At 28.9% G+C, this 21,948-nt stretch carries 18 protein-coding genes; 14 read left to right on the top strand and 4 right to left on the bottom strand.

Features of this window, described 5'->3' with window-relative positions; genetic code table 4:
* Window positions 1-5 precede the first annotated feature (5 nt).
* On the bottom strand, window positions 6-341 hold the full coding sequence (locus CP520_RS03080; protein ID WP_096862985.1) for a winged helix-turn-helix transcriptional regulator: 336 nt from the start codon (window positions 339-341) through the stop codon (window positions 6-8).
* Between the two features lie 175 nt (window positions 342-516).
* Between CP520_RS03080 and dnaX the strand changes: the two genes are divergently transcribed.
* The 10 genes from dnaX (at window position 517) to CP520_RS03030 (ending at window position 14,785) form a co-directional block, all read left to right on the top strand.
* The gene (gene dnaX, locus CP520_RS03075; RefSeq protein ID WP_096862984.1) at window positions 517-2,496 is read left to right on the top strand and encodes a DNA polymerase III subunit gamma/tau; all 1,980 of its coding nucleotides are present in this window, start codon (window positions 517-519) and stop codon (window positions 2,494-2,496) included.
* Window positions 2,497-2,498: 2 nt separating this feature from the next.
* On the top strand, window positions 2,499-3,083 hold the full coding sequence (gene recR / locus CP520_RS03070; protein ID WP_096862983.1) for a recombination mediator RecR: 585 nt from the start codon (window positions 2,499-2,501) through the stop codon (window positions 3,081-3,083).
* A gap of 11 nt (window positions 3,084-3,094) precedes the next feature.
* On the top strand, window positions 3,095-3,721 hold the full coding sequence (gene tmk / locus CP520_RS03065) for a dTMP kinase (protein ID WP_096862982.1): 627 nt from the start codon (window positions 3,095-3,097) through the stop codon (window positions 3,719-3,721).
* Window positions 3,722-3,761: 40 nt separating this feature from the next.
* Entirely contained in the window at window positions 3,762-4,454 is a 693-nt protein-coding gene (locus tag CP520_RS03060; protein ID WP_169835708.1) for a hypothetical protein, read from the top strand.
* A complete protein-coding gene (locus CP520_RS03055; RefSeq protein ID WP_096862980.1) occupies window positions 4,454-5,176 on the top strand; it encodes a tRNA1(Val) (adenine(37)-N6)-methyltransferase in 723 nt (240 codons plus the stop codon). The genes CP520_RS03060 and CP520_RS03055 overlap by 1 nt, the downstream gene beginning before the upstream one ends.
* A 10-nt stretch (window positions 5,177-5,186) precedes the next feature.
* Entirely contained in the window at window positions 5,187-6,380 is a 1,194-nt protein-coding gene (gene tilS, locus CP520_RS03050; RefSeq protein ID WP_096862979.1) for a tRNA lysidine(34) synthetase TilS, read from the top strand.
* Between the two features lie 111 nt (window positions 6,381-6,491).
* The gene (gene ftsH / locus CP520_RS03045) at window positions 6,492-8,660 is read left to right on the top strand and encodes an ATP-dependent zinc metalloprotease FtsH (RefSeq protein ID WP_096862978.1); all 2,169 of its coding nucleotides are present in this window, start codon (window positions 6,492-6,494) and stop codon (window positions 8,658-8,660) included.
* A 53-nt stretch (window positions 8,661-8,713) separates the two neighbouring features.
* Complete coding sequence (locus CP520_RS03040) at window positions 8,714-9,589, top strand: Hsp33 family molecular chaperone HslO (protein WP_096862977.1); 876 nt, start codon at window positions 8,714-8,716, stop codon at window positions 9,587-9,589.
* 829 nt (window positions 9,590-10,418) lie between these two features.
* The gene (locus CP520_RS03775; RefSeq protein ID WP_169835721.1) at window positions 10,419-11,270 is read left to right on the top strand and encodes an ABC transporter ATP-binding protein; all 852 of its coding nucleotides are present in this window, start codon (window positions 10,419-10,421) and stop codon (window positions 11,268-11,270) included.
* 122 nt (window positions 11,271-11,392) lie between these two features.
* Window positions 11,393-14,785 carry an ABC transporter permease gene (locus CP520_RS03030; protein ID WP_096862976.1) on the top strand — a complete coding sequence of 1,131 codons (3,393 nt, stop codon included), beginning with the start codon at window positions 11,393-11,395 and terminating at the stop codon, window positions 14,783-14,785.
* Between the two features lie 30 nt (window positions 14,786-14,815).
* On the opposite strand, the gene CP520_RS03025 is transcribed toward CP520_RS03030, so the two are convergent.
* On the bottom strand, window positions 14,816-16,015 hold the full coding sequence (locus tag CP520_RS03025; protein ID WP_157755782.1) for a phosphatase PAP2 family protein: 1,200 nt from the start codon (window positions 16,013-16,015) through the stop codon (window positions 14,816-14,818).
* A gap of 218 nt (window positions 16,016-16,233) precedes the next feature.
* Between CP520_RS03025 and CP520_RS03020 the strand changes: the two genes are divergently transcribed.
* Window positions 16,234-17,154, top strand: a complete 921-nt coding sequence (locus CP520_RS03020; protein WP_096862974.1) for a hypothetical protein — start codon at window positions 16,234-16,236, stop codon at window positions 17,152-17,154.
* Between the two features lie 11 nt (window positions 17,155-17,165).
* Here CP520_RS03020 and CP520_RS03015 read toward each other — a convergent pair whose 3' ends face one another.
* Together CP520_RS03015 and proC are read right to left on the bottom strand one after the other, a co-directional pair.
* Window positions 17,166-18,275 (bottom strand): alpha/beta hydrolase, encoded by a 1,110-nt coding sequence (locus tag CP520_RS03015; RefSeq protein ID WP_096862973.1) that lies wholly within the window; start codon window positions 18,273-18,275, stop codon window positions 17,166-17,168.
* Entirely contained in the window at window positions 18,275-19,075 is an 801-nt protein-coding gene (gene proC, locus CP520_RS03010; protein ID WP_096862972.1) for a pyrroline-5-carboxylate reductase, read from the bottom strand. The genes CP520_RS03015 and proC overlap by 1 nt, the downstream gene beginning before the upstream one ends.
* A 195-nt stretch (window positions 19,076-19,270) precedes the next feature.
* On the opposite strand from proC, the gene CP520_RS03005 reads away from it, so the two are divergent.
* The 3 genes from CP520_RS03005 to CP520_RS02995 all read left to right on the top strand — a co-directional run bounded on the left by CP520_RS03005 (window position 19,271) and on the right by CP520_RS02995 (window position 21,859).
* A complete protein-coding gene (locus CP520_RS03005; RefSeq protein ID WP_096862971.1) occupies window positions 19,271-19,582 on the top strand; it encodes a DUF1904 family protein in 312 nt (103 codons plus the stop codon).
* 48 nt (window positions 19,583-19,630) lie between these two features.
* Window positions 19,631-21,178, top strand: coding sequence for a lysine--tRNA ligase (gene lysS / locus CP520_RS03000; RefSeq protein WP_096862970.1), 1,548 nt, complete (start codon window positions 19,631-19,633; stop codon window positions 21,176-21,178).
* Between the two features lie 129 nt (window positions 21,179-21,307).
* A complete protein-coding gene (locus CP520_RS02995) occupies window positions 21,308-21,859 on the top strand; it encodes a ferritin-like domain-containing protein (protein ID WP_096862969.1) in 552 nt (183 codons plus the stop codon).
* The last annotated feature ends 89 nt before the right edge of the window (window positions 21,860-21,948 follow it).

Raw genomic sequence — 21,948 nt, 5'->3', positions numbered from 1 at the left:
CTTCCTTAGTTTTTTTTGCAATTTGTATAACGGTTTCCGAAATTAATCATTTCATCAATCAAAGGTTTTAATTGTTTACCTTCTGTTGAAAGTTCATATTCAACACGAATCGGACCATCGTGATATTCAGTTCTGATTATTATCTTGTCTTTTTCTAAGTCTTTTAAAGAACAACTTAACATTTTTTCACTAATGTTAGGGATTTCTTTTTTAAACTCATTAAAACGTAGTTTACCGTTTAAAAGACGATAAACTATCATTACTTTTCATGGTGTTCCAATCATTTCCAGTGTTTTAGCTACTGGACAGAACTCGTCGTTACTTCTAGCATATTTTTGCATTTTAAAGATCTCCTAACTATCTTATTGTAAGTACGCATCTATATTCTCGATTTTACACCGTTTTTAATTGATTGTTTAATAAAATAGGTTCATGTTTTTAAATTAGTTATTAACTAGTCGGGTTAAAGAATAGAAGCAAAATATATTATAATTAAATGATAACGGGGTGTTAACAATGGAGAAACATAATTCTTTATATCGTACCTACCGTCCTTCTAATTTTAAGGATGTTGCAGGACATAAAAATATAGTTGAAATCTTGACTTCAGAATTAAAAAATAATTCTTTTGGTCATGCATATTTATTTGCCGGACAAAGAGGTACAGGTAAAACTTCTATAGCAAGAATTTTAGCAAAAGCTATTAATTGCCAAAATTTACAAGACGGTAATCCTTGTGATGAATGTGATAATTGTGTTTCATTTAATCAAAATCAATTTCCAGATATCTATGAAATAGATGCTGCTTCAAACAACGGAGTGGACGAAATTCGTAACATAACAAATGCAGTTCAAACTTTACCTATAGCTGGAAAATATAAAGTTTACATAATCGATGAAGTACATATGCTTTCCAAAGCAGCCTTTAATGCACTACTAAAAACTTTAGAAGAACCACCCGCTCATGTAGTATTTATTCTTGCTACAACTGAATACGATAAAATTCCTCAGACTATCATTTCAAGATGTCAAACTTTTAGTTTTAAAAAGATATCTAATGATGCATTAAAAGAAAGAATTAATTTTATTGCCAAAGAAGAGGGTTATACAATAACTGAAGAAGCTGCTAATGAAATATATTCTTTATCAGAAGGATCTTTAAGAGATGCATTAAATGTTTTAGAACAATTAATGATTATCTCTAATGACACTAAGAATATTGATATAAATAAGGTTAAAGAAATATTTTACGTAGCTACAAAAGATGAAAAGGTAAATATCATCAAAAATGTTATTAACGGAGAATATACAACAATTATTGATTATTTTGAAAAGAATAAACAACAAGGAATGAATTTCGATGTGCTTACATTAGCTTTAATTAAGATTATTAAAGAGCTTATTGAATTTAAGTTAACTGGTGATAGCAAATTACTTGAAGATATTAACGAAGATGATGCACAAGAGTTTAAAAATGTTCCTATAGAAAAATTATTTACTATAGCTGACAATTTAACAGATGCATATATTAAAACAAAGAATAATACCGCTTCATTCGATTACATATTATTAAGTATTTTAAAGTCTATAGATAACAAAGACAAAAAGATATCTATAGATACTAAACCAAATGTAAATGAAATAGAAAAACCTGTAGTTAAATTTGAACAAATTCCAGCTATAGATAATGAACTGATTATAGCTACAAAAGCAGTTCAAGAACCTGCTATGGCTATAGAAGAAGAACCAATTGAATTGAATCAAGATGATTCTTTTGAAGAAATAGAAAAAAATACTGAAAAAACAATTGCTTCAGAAAGTCCTGAAGACGAAAGTCTAACCTTTGACAGTTTAAGCTTTACTGCTGAAACAAAGGCTGTTATCGATGCTAATAAAATTGCAAACAACAAAAATGAATTAATTGAAACGCAATCCGAAAAGGCGAAAAAGGTTGCTAACAAAACACATATTAAATATTTAATAAGTGATCTTATTAATGTTTTAATGGGTGTAATTGAAGACAAACGCCCAGAATTACGCCACGAATTAACCGATAAAATTGATTCAATCTTTGAAGTCGATGATTCTGATGAATTTATAAATAAAGATAAAGCAAATTCTTTAGCATCATTCTTCAATACAAAAGTAACAGCTGCAAACAATAATGAAATAATAATAATTACTGATACAAACTCACAAGCTGATTTAATTAATCATGAATTACTTAATGACAGTTTCAGAAAAGAATTAAATAATTTATTAGGACAAGAATATGTTGTGTATGCGATTAGTGCTAATTATTGAAAAGAATCTAAGATAACATTCTCAGAACTTAAAAAACAAAATTTATTGCCAATTTATTCCAGAGAAGACGTCAAAAACTTTTATTTAAATAACAAAAATGTTATCAATGGTAAAAATTCAGAAGAAGATAAAGAATTGTTAAAGAACGCATCTAAGTTATTTGATTTAGATGATATTAACTTTGGAGAATAACTATGGAAAATAAATTTGATGAAGTTGTTGAAAAATTAAGATTTCTTGATGGAGTAACTAAAAAATCCGCTAAGCGTATGGCTATAGATTTGGTTAACAAAAATAACAAAATTGAAAATGCGCAAGAAGCATTAGACATCATTAAAAATGATTTAGGTCAATGTCCTACTTGTTTTTATATGACTATAGATAATGTTTGTCCTATTTGCTCAGACCCTGATAGAGATAAAAATCTTATAGCTGTAGTTTCTACTATGTCAGATGCTATGACTATAGAAGAAATTCATGATTATAACGGGGCATATGCTGTATTAAATGGGGAGATTAATCTTTCAAAGAATATAACACCTGACAAACTTACTATAGATAAGCTTTTTAATAGAACTAATAAAAATACAGAATTAATATTAGCTCTAAATTCCACTTTCAATGGAGAATTAACTGCTAATTATATAAGAGACATAGCAAGACAAAGAGGCATTAAATACACAAGACTTGCTAGAGGAATACCGGTGGGAGGAGTTTTGGATTACGTCGATGAAAAAACTCTTTCAGATGCATTAAAAAATAGAAAAAAAGACGATTAGGAGGCAATAGTATGTTTATAACTTTAGAAGGACCAGATGGTTCAGGTAAAACCACAGTCGTAGAACCATTAAAAAAACACTTAGAAGATGAAGGATATAAAGTTTTAGTCACTAGGGAACCTGGAGGAACTAAAATATCTGAAGAAATTAGAAACGTTTTATTAAAGAAACGTGATGAAAAAATGGATCCCTGAACTGAAGCTTTGTTATTCATTGCTTCTAGAAAACAACATTTAGTTGATGTTATTATTCCTGCATTAAAAGATGGATACATTGTCATATGTGATAGATACATGGATTCAACTAGTGCATATCAAGGAGCTGGAAGAGGGTTAAAAGTTAACGATATCGATGAAGTACAACACATTGTACTTGGTGAATGAGTTCCTAATTTAACTTTATACTTCAATGTTGATATCGATGTTGCTAATGCTCGAATGAACACACGAGATGAAAGCAAGAATCGTTTAGATGAAGAAAATAATGACTATAAAAAGAAAGTAATTTCTGGCTATAAAGATTTAATTAAAAAACACCCAGAAAGATTCGAAGTAGTTGATGCAAATAAAGATAAAGATAATGTATTAAAACAAGCTATAAGAATTGTGGATGAAAAATTAAAAAATGAAAAAAAATAAAATCTTAGAATATATAAAATCTGCCTATATACAAAATAAAATGTTTGAAAGTATTTTATTTGATGCTGAAGATAATAATGCTCTAGAAGATTTAACAACTGATGTAGCGAGAATGTTATATTGTGAAAATCTTTCATTAACTGATGATGGTTGTGAATGATGTGAAAAATTCGATAATCAAGGAATCTTAGATTTTAGAATAATCGGTAATCATAATGATCTTATTAAAAAAGAATTAATCAAGAATACTATTGATGAACTTAGTTATTCAGCTATGGAACAAGGAAAACCTAAGATAACAATCATTAGAAATGGCGAAGACTTAAAAGTAGATGCAGCAAACTCTTTACTTAAGTTCTTGGAAGAACCAACTAAAGATACGTATTTCTTTATAGAAACAAATGACAGAAACTCTATTTTACCAACTATAAAATCTAGAGCAAAACTATTATCATTATCTAATGAAAAAGAAAACATGAGTGAAGAAACTTTTATTGTTAAAATTATAAAAACCAAAAATAAAGATAGTATTCTATTAATGAATAATAAAATGAAAAACCTAGATAAAAACGAACTACAAGATATAGTTAAAAATAGCATGAACTCTTTCTTAAAAAATTGTGCTATAGAAATATATGAAAATTTATTAGAATTTTATAACGATTTGAAGTTTTCAAATAATCCAAATCTAGCTATAGACCGCTTCGTGATTAAAATAGCAGAGGTGATTTAATGAAAGAACTTAATAACTTACTAGGTTACAAGGATAGACATATCTATCAAGATACAGAAATGTTTAACTTCACATTAGACAGTATTTTATTAGCTCGCTTTGTAAGTCTTAATGCAAAGAAAAAAAGAATTGTAGATTTTGGAACAAATAATGCTGTAATTCCTTTAATAATAAGTAAATATACAAATGCTAATATTACTGGGGTAGAAATTCAACCTAAAGCTGTTGAACTAGCTAAAGAAAACGTTGATTTAAATGAACTTCAATCACAAATAAAAATTGTTCAAAATGATATTGCAGATTTTGCAAAAGAAAACGTACATCAATTTGATGTAGTTATTTGTAATCCACCTTTCTTCGAAGTCGGTGAAAAAACAAAAACTCGTGAAATTAGCCAAGAAGTTGTTAATGCCCGTCATGAAACCTTAATTAATTTAGATGGAATTGTTAAGTCTGCAGGTCTTTGCTTAAATAATGGTGGAACTTTTGCTATGGTTCATAGAGCAGAAAGAATTGGAGAAATTATTGAACTATTTAATAAATACAAAATTACTCCTAAAAAGATGCAATTCATTTATTCTAAACCTGGTTATGATGCCAAAACTGTATTAATTGAAGGTGAGAAGCAAGGAAATAAAGGAATGACTATACTTCCAGCAATCATCGCTCATAATGTTGATGAAACTTATACTCAACAAGTATTAGATCTATTTAGAGATTAGGTGATAAACAATGATGATTAAATCAAACGAGAGAATTTTAGTTGGTGTTTCAGGTGGGCCTGATAGTATGTATCTTTTAAATAGTTTAAAAGAACAAGGCTATAAAAACATTATTGCTTGTCACGTAAACTATAACTATAGGGAAAATTCAATTAAAGATGAAGAATTAGTCAAAGAGTACTGTAGCAAGAATAATATAGAACTACAGGTTAAAAATATAGATAGTTCTATCTATAAAAAACTAAATGAAAATTTTGAAAAATACGCAAGAAATATAAGATACAATTTTTTTGCAGACGTAGCAAGAAAAAATAATGCTAAGTATCTATTCATAGCCCATAATAAGAATGATTCTATAGAAACTTTCTTGCTACAAGAAGAAAGAGGGTCTATAGTTTCTTACTATGGACTTAAGTTTGTATCTGACTATAAAGGATTAATAGTCGTTCGTCCCTTATTGAATATGTTGAAAAGCACAATTCTTGAAAAAGATAAAGAACTTAATATCCCGTTTGTTATTGACCAAACAAATTCAGATATTAGATACAAGAGAAATAAAATTAGATCTCAAATCTCTGAAGCTGATTTTCCTAAATATGAAAAGGAAATCAAAGAAGCAAATCTAGAAAACGAAAAATTAAAAACTTTTGCAAAGTTTTATGTAAACAATAATCTAACTGCAAAGGATTTAATCCTTACTGAAAATTTTCACAAACAAGATTTAAAACAAGTAATGTTTATCATTATTTATTACGCTAATTATTTAAAACTAGATGAAAAACTTCTTGATTACAATGGTAACTTTTTAAAAGAAATAGCTACCGAACTTTTAGATACTAAGAAAACATTCTTAAAAATTAAGTGCAAAGATTATTTTTTAGTTAAAGATTATGACCGAATTTATTTTGTAAAAGAAGAATGATTTAAAACTTATTCAATTGAAATTAACAATCGTGAAGACTTTAGTAAATTAAATTTCTTACAAGAAACCATTTATTTACAAAGAGTAATGGATGAAGATGGCTTCAAATTCCCTTATTTAATTAGTAATGATTATGATTCTTATAAGCTAAAAAGCTATTGTGATAAGAAAAAAACTAATCGATATTTCATTGATAAAAAAGTTACTTATAAACTACGTTATGAAAAACCAGCTGTTATTAGCCTAAACAATGATAAAATAGTTAACTATAAGAGTTTTTAAAACAGTAAAATTGATATATAACTATGGTAATATTACTATGTTATTTTTTATAATTTTTTCACGTATTATTTAATATAAATAAATTAATCAAACAAAGAAGAGAGGTAATTTATGGGAAATCAAAACAATAACCAAAAGAAGAAAAACAAAAAAGGCGGAGTTTGAATCTGACTTATTTTAGTAATTATCATTATTATTGCTATTATTGTTGCCTCAATCTTCTTAAAAGGTAGCGCTGATGTATTAAGTGTTGATGAATTACAATCAAAACTAAATTCAAACGATATTAATAGTGCACACTTCGAAACCGATATTTCTAAATTTGTAATTAAAGGGACTTATCGAGATACAAATGGAAACTTGCATTCATTTATAGTTAACTCAATTCCTGTTCAAGTTTTAAGTAATAAAGATATGTATCCTAATGACTTTGCAATTGTTGAACAAGTTCGTCATTTAAAAGGATTTGAAGGTATTACAGAATTAGCAACAGACCAAACTGCTGCAATTGTTGGAACTGTTGTTCCATTAGTTGTAATGATCTTGATTTATGTATTCTTATTCTGATTCTTATTTAAATCAATGGGAGCTGGAGGAGCTGGAGGTGCTAATGGTATCTTCGGTATGAGCAAAAATAAAGCTAAATTAACTAAATCAACTGTTAAATTTAGTGACGTTGCTGGTATTAATGAAGAAAAAACTGAAGTTGTTGAATTAGTAGACTATATGAAACACCCTCAAAAATACCAAGAAGCTGGAGCTAGAATTCCGAAAGGTGTTCTTTTAGAAGGGCCACCTGGAACTGGGAAAACTTTATTAGCTAAAGCTGTTGCTGGAGAAGCTGGAGTTAACTTTTATGCAACTTCAGGATCTGAATTTGATGAAATGTTCGTTGGATTAGGGGCTTCAAGAATTCGTGAAATGTTTAATGATGCAAAAATGAATGCACCATGTATTATTTTCATCGATGAAATTGATGCCTTAGCTCGTAAAAGAACTTCAAGTGTTGCTGGAACAAATGACCAAACATTAAACCAACTTTTAGTTGAAATGGACGGATTTGATACTAACTCAGGAGTTATTATCATGGCCGCAACAAACCGTGTTGATGTTCTTGACCCTGCGTTATTACGTCCTGGACGTTTTGACCGTACAATTCAAGTTTCATTACCTGATATTAAAGAACGTGAAGCAATTCTTAAATTACATGCACGTAACAAACATGTTGATCCTTCAATTGATTGATACAGAATTTCTCAACGTACTCCTGGATTCTCAGGAGCTCAACTTGAAAACGTATTAAACGAAGCTGCAATTTTATCTGTTCGTGAAAATAAAAAAGATATTACAATTACTGAGATCGATGAAGCAATCGATAGAGTAGTTGCTGGACCTGCTAAAAAATCTCGTGTTATGACAACAAAAGATAAAGACATTGTTTCATACCACGAATCAGGGCATGCTTTAATCGGATTAAAATTAGAATCTGCAAGTAAAGTCCAAAAAGTTACAATTATCCCTCGTGGAAACGCTGGAGGATATACAATTACTACACCAAGTGATGAAAGTGTATTCCAAACTAAACAAGATTTATACGCGTCAATCGCAGGATTTATGGGTGGTAGAGCTGCTGAAGCAATCATCTTTGGAGCTGATAATGTAACTACTGGCGCTGATGACGACTTAGAAAAAGCAACTCATATTGCTCGCCAAATGGTTACTCGTTTTGGTATGAGTGATAAAGTTGGTATGACTAAATTGTTAACAAACGAAGATCAAAGTTATGGCCGTACAACTGGAGCATATTCTGATAAAACTGCTGCTGAAATTGATGAAGAAGTAAGCAAAATCTTAAATGATGCTTATGCATTAGCAATTAAAATCATTAATGAAAACATGACTGAATTAGAATTATTAGCTGAATCATTAAGAGTTATGGAAACTATTACAGCTGAACAAATTGAATTCATTGATAAAAATTTAGCTTTACCAGATGATGTTAAAGAAGCAAAAGCAAAATTCGATAATGATGAAAAACGTAAAGAAAATGGAGATATCTTAGATATTGATATTGATGACATCGCTAAAGAAGAAACTGTTGCTAAAAAACGTAATGATGAATTAATCGCTGAAGGCGAAAAAGAAGAAGCAAAAGAAAAGGCAGAAAAGAAAACTGATAAAGTTGAAGATTCTACTAAAAAAGCTGAAACTAAAAAACCTAAAACACCAAAAGAAGATAAATCAAAAGATGAATCTTCTGATGATAAAAAAGACAAATAATAGAATAAAATAACGAAACATAATTGTTTCGTTATTTTAATAGGAGAGAATATATGGACGTTTCTTTAAGAGCAATAAGCTCAAAACATAATATGAAAATTTCTATCGTAGATTTAACTGAATCTATTGATAAAATTACTAAATTGCAAAAAACTAATCCTTTAGCAACAATTGCTTTAGGAAAAATTACAATTGCCAATGCCTTAATCGGATTAGAATTAAAAAACCACGAAATGACAACTTCAAACTTTACAACAAACGATGGGCTAGCAAAAACTATTATTTCTGAATTCCAGGGAGACAGAGTTCGTAGTTTTATTTCTAATCCACAATTTGATGTAAACGAAATTACTCAAGAAAAAGACATGAACAAATTATTAGGACAAGTTGTTGGAATTGATGGAGTATTAACTGTTTCTCAATCAACATTAAAAGGTGAACCTTATGTTTCACGTGTTAGTTTAGTAGATGGATCAATTGATTTAGATTATATGTCATATTTAAAAACATCAAATCAAATTACTTCATTTATCGCTACTAATGTAGTTTTAGATGATAACTTAGGTGTTAAAAAAGCAGTCGGAATCTTAATTCAATTATTCCCAGAACACACTCAAGAAGATTTAGATTATCTTGCAACAACTATTGGAAGTACAAGATTTATTTCAGAAATCTTATTTAAAACAACTAACTATACTGCCTTAGCAGAAGATATTGCTGAAGATGCAATTGTGTTAGAAACAAAAGAATTAAAATTTGAATGTACTTGTTCAAGAGAAAAAACAATTAATGCAGTTCGTTTATTAGATAAACAAACAGTTGAAGAAATTGTTGAGGCTGGGAAACCAATTGAAGTTACTTGTGATTTTTGTAAAACAAGTTACGACATTGACCCAAAAGAAATCATTTCAGAAAAGACAGAAAAGTAGAGTAAATCTACTTTTTTATTTCTCAAAATAGAACTTTTATTAATACACTCATATGTTAGTAAACTAAATTTAATATGCTAAAATAATAAAGACATTGTTTTAGAATTTTTTATTTATGTGGGAGGACTCGATGGGTCAAAATTACGTTAACCGTCTTAAACGCATGTTAAAAGACGTTAATGATAAATTAGATAATATCGATCAATTTACAGAAGAGTGAAACCGTCAGGAAACTGAAGAATCTCTTCTAAAAACAAAACAAAGTCTTGTTGAACAAATCGAAAAAGCTATGAGTACTGATATCAAACAAATTGGTACATTAGAAAATAACTTAAACGATTTAGATAAAGAAGACAAAAGAAGTACTAAAACCAAACCAACAACAAATGATAAAACTGTTGAAGTTGTAACTGAAGCAGTTGTTGAAAAACCTGAGATAAAAACAGTTTCACCTGTTGTTGAAACCAAAAAAGAAACTGAAATTAGAAATGAATCTAACAAAGAAGACTCTAAAAAAGAATCTTCAAAAATGGATAGCGAAATGAAAGGTGGGACTCCTAAAATGGACAAACACGATAAAGATGAACTAGACACTGATTTAGATTTCAAACAAAAACACGAAAAAGACGAAGCTGAACGTAAAGCTAAAGAAGCTAAAGAAAAAGAAGCTCGTAAAAAGACTGAAGAAATAGACCAAGAAATTGATGTCGAAACTAAAGAACTTGATAAAAAACAAAAACAAGAATTACGTAAAGAATCAAGAGCTGAACGTAAAGAAGTTGAAGACTTTACACGTGTAGCTGCAAATACAGATTTTGTTAAAGTTGATTTACCACCAATTCAAGATACTGGTGTTAAAGCTTTAAAACAATTAGAAAAACGTCAAAAGAAATTAACTTCTAAATACTCAAAACGTATTTTAGATGGAGCAGTTGTTACTACAACTGATTACGAACCTGATTTAGAAAAACACGTAATTGAATTACATGATGTAACAAAATCTTATTTAACAGGAGATGTTGAAACTCAAGTTTTAAAAGGTATTGACATTAAATTAAACAAATCAGACTTTATTGTTATCTTAGGGCCATCTGGTTCTGGGAAAACTACTTTCTTAAATACAATTTCAGGATTAGATAAAGCTTCTAAAGGAGATGTATTCGTTTTAGGGTACAACTTAACTCTTTTAAAAGATTCACACTTAACTAAATTTAGACGTAAACACGTCGGATTTATTTTCCAACAATACAACTTGTTAACTAACTTAACAGCTAAAGAAAATGCTGAAGTTGGGGAAAATTTATCAACTCAAAAACATCCAGATATGACTATTGAAGATATTTTTGAAACAATTGGTATGAAAGAACAAATGAACAAATACCCTCACCAAATGTCAGGGGGACAACAACAACGTGTGTCTATCGCGCGTGCGTTAGCTAAAAACCCAGACATTCTATTTGCTGATGAACCTACTGGAGCATTAGATGAAGAAATGGGACGTAAAGTTCTAGAAATTTTAGTACAAGTAAACCAAAAATACAAAACAACTGTTATTGTTGTTACTCACAACCCTAACATTGCTAAAATTGGGAACACAATTATCCACATTAAGAACGGATTGATTGACAGTTTGGAACACAATGAACACCCAGCTGACCCAGCAACAATTGATTGATCATAATTTATATTAATAATAAAAGAGCATGTAAAAATGCTCTTTTTTGTTGCTTTTTAAAATAGTGTTTTTTTGAAACAATAATATATAATTTCATTATGAGAATATAAAGAAAGAGAACGAGTAGAATGGCGCAATTATTTAAAGCGTTCTACAACATAAGTTGATACCGTTGACTTCAAGCGTTCGCCTTTACAATTTTCATCTTTCTATTTGCTGGAATCACAACAGGAATTGTTGCTACTCCAATCCAAATTGTTAACGAAACTTCAAAGATAAATCATGCTCAAACTAAATGAGATTTTAATACAAGACCTTATCTAGATGACTATCAAGGAAAATATTTATACAAATATTTTGAAGAAAAAGATGACAATGGAGAATACCAAAATAGTATTGGTGAAAATTTATTAAATCATGATGTAAAAGTATATGGTTTAACATTGGACGAATATTTTAATAAATTATATTTAACACAAGGTAACAAACAAAATAAATGAAATGAAGCTAAACCAGACTTCATTGGAGATTTCATCCGAGACACAATCTTGAGTTTTGATAATTTATATAATAGACAAGTCAATCTTCCCTGACCAGATAGGGATTCGAAGAATGCCAATTATCAATCAATTGTAGAACTTAGTGATTTAATTAATCCAAAATGAAATCAATGAGGATTAAATAACTATGATCAATTTGTTCAACAAATTTTTAGTGATTTACCAAAAAATGTAAATCTTCCTGAAATTAAAATTGACTACAATTTTATTATTAACTATACTTGAGCAAACGTTAATAAACCAGAAACTTTCTTTAATATCGAACCTATAAACCTACATAAAACTAATAATGTAGTTACCTTAAAAAGAAGCATTAATACTTTAGATGAAATGAAAGATAACCAAGTTATCATCAATCCTAAGTATGCTGAAATTAATAATATAAAACTTGGAGATAAAATTACTTTAAATGATTTTATCAACCCTGATGGAACTAATTCTTTTGTTAAACAATACGAAGTTATTGGATTTGGAACTAAAATCAATAACGTCTTTTTAGATAATCAATTAAATAATGATTATGAAAAAATTAGTAATACTTTATATGTTTATTTAACTAAAAGTGAAATGGATAAATATATAAATTACTTCTATAAACATAATAACTATGCTGTTTCACCAACTAAAGTTAACACTATCAAAGGTGATATCTTTACAACAACTAGAATTAAAACAGATGGTAATAAAAACTTTAATAAGCTTTTAAATGCAGTCGTTGAACAAGATGTTATGTTCAGTTCAAAACAACTTGTTGTAGATAAATACTCTGATTTAAACTTCGTTAAAACAATCGATGTTTATGTTATTGAAGCTGCAATTTTTATCATGATTGGTTTAATTATGTTAACCTTAGCAACAATCTTTATTAACTATTGTTTAAAGAAAGAATTAGATCAAGTAGCTTCTCCAATTGGAGTTTTAAAAGCTAATGGTTATTCTTCTGAAGAATTAATTTTCCCATTCTGAACAAGAGTATTGTTAATGATGTTTATTGGTTTTGGTTTAGGATTCTTAGCTAGTTTACCAATCCAAGGATTAGTAAATAATATTATGATTGTTAACTGTTTAGTAACAATTAATAAATACTTATTATCTTGATGATTCGTAGTAACCATTGTTGTAATTATTCCAGGAATTTTATCTGGGGTATCGTTTATTTCTTTAAATAGATACTTGAAGAAAAAACCATTAGAATTAACAAACTTTGATTCTGTAAAAAGTGCTAAAGTTCATAGATTTAATATTTTATCAGCTAACATGTCTTATAAAATCTCAAGTAATAAAGTTGTTATTCGTGATAGTTTAAAAACTATTTTAGTAAGTATTTTATTAATCTTAGCAAACTTAGTTATTATCTTAGAAATCAATGCTAGAACGTTTACTAACAATATTATTAATAGTTGAGGAAACGTTTATGGTAAAAATGTTAACTCATCAATTAGTGATGGTTATCAATTTAAATGATCCCAATTAGATGATGATAAATATACTTTCACTGATCGTGAAAGATATAACATGAACTATATTAATTATGATAGTAATGAAGAATTAGAAAATATTATTTTAGGTTCAAATGATGAAAGATATTCTAATATGACACCAAGTATGACTATGACTTCATTACTAGAAAGCTATAACAATGCAAGCAATGGAAGATCTAAAGAAGTAATCTTAATGAGAATCTTAAATTCAAACATTAATAATGTTTCAGTAAGATTAAGTTTATTAGAAGACTTTATTCACCAATTAGATTATGACTATCACAATTCAAATGCAGAATTAAACCAAATTCCTGGTTTAGATAAACTTGTAAGCTTTGGTGAAGAAAAAGTTATTCCTTACTTTGATGTCTTAAATGAAATGGCACAAAAAGAAAACAAAGATCCTTGAATTACTTTAAACAATGCTTTTGTTCAAAACGATGTGGATTTCCCAGTTTTAAACTTAAAAGTAAATCCTGCTAAAAGAGGGTATAGAGCAAGTAATGATTGAAAAATATATTTACTAGAAGATTACAGTTATGACATGTTTAACTTCTCTGGAAAGAAAAGTAAAAACATGGAATTAATGAACAATTTCGCCAGCGAATATAATGCTTTACCAGTAATTATTAGTAGACACATGGCAGTGTTAAATAATTTAAAAGTTGGTTCAACTTTAAAAATTTCCTTACCAGAAGCTGACTATGATACTTATTTAAAATTAAAAATAGTTGGAATTAATAATAATGATAACTATACAAATAATATCTATGCAGACCACCAAGTGTTTACAACTAATTACATTCATAATAAAAGACCAGATGTTACTTATTACAATGAGATCTTTACTAAAAGAGATTTCATAACATTAAAAGATGCTAAAGACTTCTTAAGCGCTAAAGTATCAACTCCTTACTACAACTTCTTTTATCCAACTTATAAAGATGAAGTTGTTAAGGTAAATGACTTTATGACTGACTTTAGACAAGTATCACCATTTGTTAACTTAGCAAATGTTAATACTCCTAACTTCAACAATATTAGTTTTAATGAAGGGTTAGCAAAATCTAAAGTTAAAGAATTTTATATCTTAATTGATATGTTAATTGGTATGACTATTATAGTTGTCTTAATTCTTTATCTAGTATTCGTATTAGTAAACATTAATGAAAGACGTAACTTAATCTCAACCTTTAAAGCTATGGGTTACACTAACCGTAAAATTAATATGGGATTGATTGGTAAATACTTCACAAGTGAAGCTATTACAGTCTTTATTAGTTTAGGTATAAGTTATCTAATTTGATGAGGAGCAACTTCAATTCTATTAATGGAATCAAACATGGTTGTAACAAACCCATTCAGTTGATGGGCTTTAGGTATTGTCTTTGTAGCAATGATGACTATCTTAGCAATTGGGGCTATAAGTTCTAATAAACTAATTGAAAAAATTGATGTAAAACCTCAAGAAGAAAATTAAAAAATATGACTACACATATAGTCATATTTTTTATCTATTAAGTTCTTTGTCTCCATAGATGGCAATATCTTTTAAGTTATGTTTTTTCATAACTAATCATTTTAATCTATCTACACATCATGCTACAAAGAAGTAAGAGAAGATTGCTAAAATGTTTGTAAATGATGTATCTGAGAATCAGTGTCATCTCATAACAACAACAGCAAAGTTCATTGATAATAAATGTAATAAACAAATTATTGTAAATGTTTTCATTAATTTACCAAAAGTTCTATGTCTTTTTCTTCCTAGTAATAAGAAGAAAACTGCAAGAACACAATAAGTAGCATTAACATGTCCAGAAGGGAAAGCATAGTTAACTGGTAAAGCAAACTGAGGGGAATCTTCTGGTCTAACGAAGAAACCATTTAATTTTCATCAAGGATATTCTCCAGTACCATTAGCATCTCAATGATTTGAAGTTGGATCATAGAAACCTCATTTTCTGGCGTCTTGGTTTGCATATCAATTATATGCGTCTGAATATAAATGACCAGGTCTATATTCCCCAGTTCTTTGTCCTAATTCTTGATACAGATTTCCAAAATCAACGTTGTAGTAGTAAACACGACCAAACATTCATTTTAAAACGGCAATTATTAAGTAAGTTAAAGCGAAGAAGAATAGGGCTTTGATTGCATCAACTCAATATTCTTGGAATCAGAAATCTTGCTTTCTGGTCATTTTGCAATGAACTCATCAAATTCCAAATCCTAAAATAGCTGTTTGAATTACTATAGCAACTATTTTTCCATATTGTTTATATTTTGTTGAATCCATGATTTCATTATCGAAACCAGGACCAAAACCTTTATCTAAAGTATTAAAACCAACACATTCTCAAATGTTATAGAATAATCAGATTGCAATAAATATTCCATAGATTGTTCATAATCAACCTTCTTTTTGCCTTCTTCATTTTGAATTAGGGTGTTTTTCAGATTTATATTTAAAGAATGTTTCTACTAAAATCATTATTAATAAGAACATTACAACAACTAATTCTGTGTTTCCTAAAACACTATAATATTGGCTTCAATATTTAAAGACTTCATATTTCATTGCTTTTGAAAATACTTCAGCACTTTTTAAATCAACTGATCATCAAGAAGTAGCAATAAAAGCTCCTAGACTTAATCCACAAATGATTATTAAAGGTAAACCTATTCAAGAAAATTGTTCACTTCGCATAGGGAAGAAAACATTTTTAAACTTAGGCTTATTGGGGTCAAACTTTTTCGAGTTTTCTTTCACTTTTAAATAAATCCTTTCATAAGTATTCTTGTTTATTTTATTTGTATTATAAAGTACTTACAACTAATAAGTTGTTAATAATCATAAAAACCGTGATTTAATAATAGTAATTAATGAAACTAATTTATAATTAAGAAAAAAGAAAGCTGGATGTCATGGATAACAAACCTGTTTATAAAGATTGAAAATTCTGATTTAAATTAATTGTTGGTATCATTCCACTTGTAGCAATTGTTGTCTTTTTCTTTGGTGGAGGGGCACCATTGTTTAATGACCCGGCAAAATATTGAAGTGAAGTATTTACTCCTGATAGAGTAAATGATTTTCAACCTGATTTAATAGCTAGAGTTGAAGGTTGAAGCAAGTCTCAAAATATCGGATATTGAATTAGTAGAAACTTATTCATGTTTACAACGATTGCTAATATCATGCAAAGTGTATTCTTAATTAATTCAGCAGTTCATCACCGTAATGAAGGATTAGGAAAATTTGATAACTGAAAAACTGGAATAATTGTAGTTAATGCTATGTGATGGGTTATCTTAATGTATAACGTTTCTTTATTATTTTCAGGTGCTATAAGCTACATGAAATGATATAACTACGTAAGCTGACTATGTGAACATTCTGTAGTCCCATTTTTAGGAATTATTTACATTTTGTTCTTCTATAGAAAAGTAGATACTGACTATAACAAAAAACCAGCTATGTTCAGATTTGAACAAATGATTTATTCATTATTACCATTAATTATTTACTTTGTTGTTTTTGAATCATTGGGATTTATTCTTAAAGCAACTGATGCTATGCCAATCTTTGGAGACATGTCATCAACTGGTTGATGACCATATGAATTCATGGATCCAACAGATACCCAAACAAGAATTCATAAACCTTTAAGCAACGCAGCTGAACAAATGGCTTTAGCTTATGTTGGTTCATTAGCAGAACAAGTTGCTTTCTTCTGAGTATTCTATGGAATTAGTAGAGGAAATATGAAAGTGCAATATAAAAGAGAAGGTTTAAAATTACCTGAAAATATTTATACAAAAACAAAAAAGGCCGTTAAAGATTAACGACCTTTTTCTTAGCTTAAACGTTCATCGTTTAAGTCTTTTTTACTTGTAATTTTATCTAGCTCTCATTTTTGAACTAATTCTTGATATTGTTCTTGATTGTTATCTTTATTAGCAACGAACTTTGTAACGTTGTTAACATAAGATTTAAAATGAGTTCTTAAAGCTTGAGTGTGCATACAATAGTTATATAAATTGTATTCATCACCATCAATTAAATCTTTTCTAGCTTCAACTAATTGCATGGTATCAAATGCAGGAGTTACCATATCGTTTTTAGCATGATTAAAGAAGATTGGATAACCTGGTTTATCACCTTGTTCAATTAATTTGAAAACGTTTCCACCATGAATATCAATTCCATCTTTTTTATCAACTTTATTACTTTTATCTAATAAATGATTTACTGCTTGTTTAGTTAAACGTTTAGGAATAAATCTTAAATATAAGTTTCTAAAATGCATATAAAGGGTTTCAACTGATCCAAAACCACAATCATAAATACCAAATTTTACTTTGTAATCTTCCGGTAGAGAAGGGTAGTAGAATGACAAGAAGTTTGTCACATAAGCTCCCATACTTGTTCCAAGAACAACGATTTGTTCTGGTGATTTATGTTTTGTTAATCATTCAATTGCAGCTATAGCATCACGTGATTCTTTAACTCCCATAGTTGAAGTATCGTTTTCAGATTGACCATGACCACGGAAATCAAATGACATTACGTTGTAGCCCATTTCAGTTAAGAAACGTGCATGGTATAGCCCGAAAAATTTGTCTCCAGCGAATCAATGAAATGAAATTACTCATTTATCACTATCTTTATTCGGGCTATAAGTAATTCCGCTTAATTTAGTTCCATCTGTAGATTCAAAATCAAAGAAGTCGACATTTTCAAAATCGTTAATCATTAATTGTTTACGTTTATAAAAACGACTCATAATGTTATTCATTTTTTTCATTTGAACTTCATTTCATTTACTTTTTTTAAAAGGAACATGTCATGGTTTAAAGAAGTTTCAAAAGATTGCATAAACAAATTGAAAGCCTCTTCTAACAACTGTTAATAGAGTTGTTGGGACATGCTTATGTCTTTTATTTTTATTGTTTTTTGGCTTCATTAATTTTTCTTAGGCATCATAACATCAATGGCTTCGTTCATTGATGCTTCGAATTTATTTCTTTCTAAGCTCATGATAGCTTTAACTGTAGTTCCACCAGGTGAAGAAACAATATCAACTAAGTTACGAGCATTTAAGTCTGTACCTTTTAATTTTTCAATTGTATATTCTCCGCTAGCTTCAACCATAGCAGCAACTAAATCTGTAGCTGTTTTTTTGTTCATTCCTTGGTAAACTGCTGCGTTTGCTAATGAATCAATCATTAAGAAAACGATTGCAGGACCTGATCCTGAAACTCCTGTGAAAACATCAAATTGGCTTTCTGGAATTTTAAAGATAGTTCCAAATGAACTTAATAAGTCATCATAATTAGTTGAATCATTTAAATAGTTAACAGCAATTGTTGATTTCCCAATTGAAGCATTAACGTTTGGCATGATTCTAATGATGTTTTTAGCTTTAATATATTGGCTTAATGTAGCAACATCAGTTCCAGCTAACATTGATATAAATGTTTTATCTTTTAATAAAGCTTGTGATGGTTGAATTTCTTTTGCGAAGTCAGCTAAACCTTGAGGTTTAATTGCTAAGAAAATAACATCTGCTTGTTTAATTAAATCGTTTAAATCATTAACTGGTGTAATGATTTGTCCGTTTTTATTTAAAGATTCCATTCCTTGTGGATAATGATCAAATCCGAAGATTTCTAAGTTTTTGAAGTAATCTGATTTACTCATTCCTTCAACGATAGCTGAACCCATGTGTCCAACTCCGATAAATCCTACTTTAATTTTGTCCATAATATTTTGGCTCCTTTTCTTTTGGTAACATTAAATTAATTATAACTTTTATATAAGAACTAAAAAGTAAACTTATAGAGGTTTTTCAAACTAATTTAAAGAATAAATAATAGCTAAAAAATCCCTAATTTACCAAATAAAGGTTTTAAGGTAAAATAAAAATATTATATTTTTTATAAAAGGAGAAATCGGTTAATGCCAAATATTAAATTTAGTGGTGTAGATAAAAGCGTAGTTGAGAAGTACGCGTTAAAGATTGATGAAATAGCTACACTAATTAACGCTAACAAAGAAGCAATAATCTTTATTGCTACAAATGATGAAATCTTTCCAAAAAGAGGCAAGCAAACCCCGATTTTTATTACTGTAGAATGAAAACAACGTTTAGACAAAGAAGAAATCTTTTCTAAACACTTAACAGAATTCTTTAAAGAATATTCAGATAGTGTACGAGTATTTTTTACAGATATTAATGATAAATGATATGTCAATGGAAACAAAGCTTAATAACCTAAGCTTTTATTTAATTTAAAAAACAGATTGAGGAAATAAATTATGGAAAATAATAACGATAGAAAATTTACAGAGCAAGAACAAGTTCGTAGAGACAAATATAAAAAATTAGTTGAACAAGGAAAAGATCCTTTTGCTATTTCTAAATGAGAAAACACAACTAATTTAACTGAAATTAGAAATGAATATGACAAATATTCAAAAGAAGAATTAGCGGAAATGAAACAAGAACCAGTTAAAGTTGCTGGAAGAATTCGCTTATTCCGTGAAGCTGGTAAAAAAGCAGCCTTTGTTAATATTCAAGATGAAAATGGACAAATCCAACTATACGTTCGTCAAGACGAACTTGGTGAAGAAGAATTTGAAGCTTTTAGAGATTTAGACTTAGGAGACATTATTGGAGTTGAGGGGACAATCATGAAAACAAATCATGGTGAACTTTCAATCCGTGTTTCTAGCTATACATTATTATCAAAAGCTTTAAGACCATTACCAGATAAACACACTGGGATTGTTGATATTGAAGAAAAATATAGAAGAAGATATGTAGATTTAATTACTAATCCAGAATCTAAAAAATTATTTAAAAACCGTACAAAAGTTATTCGTACTTTACAACATTATTTAGATGACCAAGGATATATTGAAGTTGAAACCCCAATCTTACAACCAATTCAAGGGGGAGCTGCTGCTAAACCTTTTATTTCTCACTACAATGCTTTGGATAGAGATTTCTACTTAAGAATTGCTACAGAATTACACTTAAAACGTTTAATTGTTGGAGGATTTGATGGAGTTTATGAAATCGGAAGAATCTTTAGAAATGAAGGAATGGACACTCGTCACAACCCTGAATTTACAACTATGGAGTTATACATTGCTTATCAAGACTTTAACTACTTAATGGATTTGACTGAAAAATTATTCCGTTTAACTTCTGAAGCTGTTAATGGAACTACAAAAATCAATTACCAAGGAACTGATTTAGATTTAGGAAAACCATTTAAACGTATTCACATGGTTGATGCTGTTAAAGAAGCTACTGGAATTGATTTCTGACAACCAATGACTTTTGAAGAAGCTAAAAAAATTGCTTTAGATAAAGGATTAAAAGTTGAATCTCACTTTAGTGATGTTGGACATATTATTAACTTATTCTTTGAAGAATATGTTGAAGATACAATTGTTGAACCAACATTTGTTTATGGCCACCCAAAAGCAATTTCACCATTAGCAAAATCTAATGTTGAAGATCCAAGATTCACTGATCGTTTTGAATTATTCATTATGGGAAGAGAATATGGAAATGCTTTCTCAGAATTAAATAACCCAATCGATCAATATGACCGTTTCAAAGCTCAATTAGAAGAAGCAAAAGCTGGAAATGATGAAGCAAACGAAATGGATTTAGATTTCGTTGAAGCATTAGAATACGGAATGCCACCAACTGCTGGAATTGGAATCGGAATTGATAGATTAGTAATGTTATTAACTGATGCGCCATCAATTAAAGATGTCTTATTATTTCCACAAATGAAACCAAGAGATAATAATCAATCAAACCAAACTAACGAAGAAGAAACTAAATAATAATGAAAACCACCAAATAAAAATTTGGTGGTTTTTTGTTAATTTCACGAAATCTAAACTATTTAAAGGAATATAATAACCATTAATAAGACATAAGCCTTATCAAAAAACTAAAAGGAGAAACTTATAATGGAAAATTACGAAAAAAACCGTGACGCTATTAAAAAAGATGTTGAAACTTTTTTAAATATGCACGTTCAATCAATGTTAGATTGCCATATCATTTCACAAGAATTAAATAATGCAGGATTCCCTGGATTTGCAATGCAATTCACTCGTCAATCAAATGATGAATACTTCCACCAAAGAAGAATTACAGATTTCTTACAAAACAAACCAGGATTTGAAGTTTATAGCTTCACTCAACCAGTTATCAATAAATTTGATGCTGTAACACCACAAAAAGCTTTACAAGCATGAATTCAAATTCGTACAAACTTAATTAATGCTGCAAATAACTTTAGAGAAAATGCACGTCAATTAGGAGATGAAACTACTTCAAACTTCTACTCATGATTCTTACAAGATGGATTTGATGAAATTGAAGAAGCTTCAGACTTATTAAACCGTTTAGATATGCCAAGTTGTGACTTAGCAAGATTCGACTTAAAAGCTGATGGTTCACCAGAACCTGATAGAGACAATGTTATTAATCCAATGGGGGCTTTCGTTCCAGATTAATAATTATTTAAATAATAATTTGAGGAAAGAACTTTTTTAAAGTTCTTTTTTCTTTGTTTAGTTTTAAAAATAATAATTAATGCGAGATA

Origin of the sequence: Mesoplasma lactucae ATCC 49193 (assembly GCF_002441935.1) — a bacterium.
GTDB lineage: Bacteria > Bacillota_I > Bacilli_A > Mycoplasmatales > Mycoplasmataceae > Edwardiiplasma > Edwardiiplasma lactucae.
This window is presented reverse-complemented; position numbering and strand designations above follow the sequence as displayed.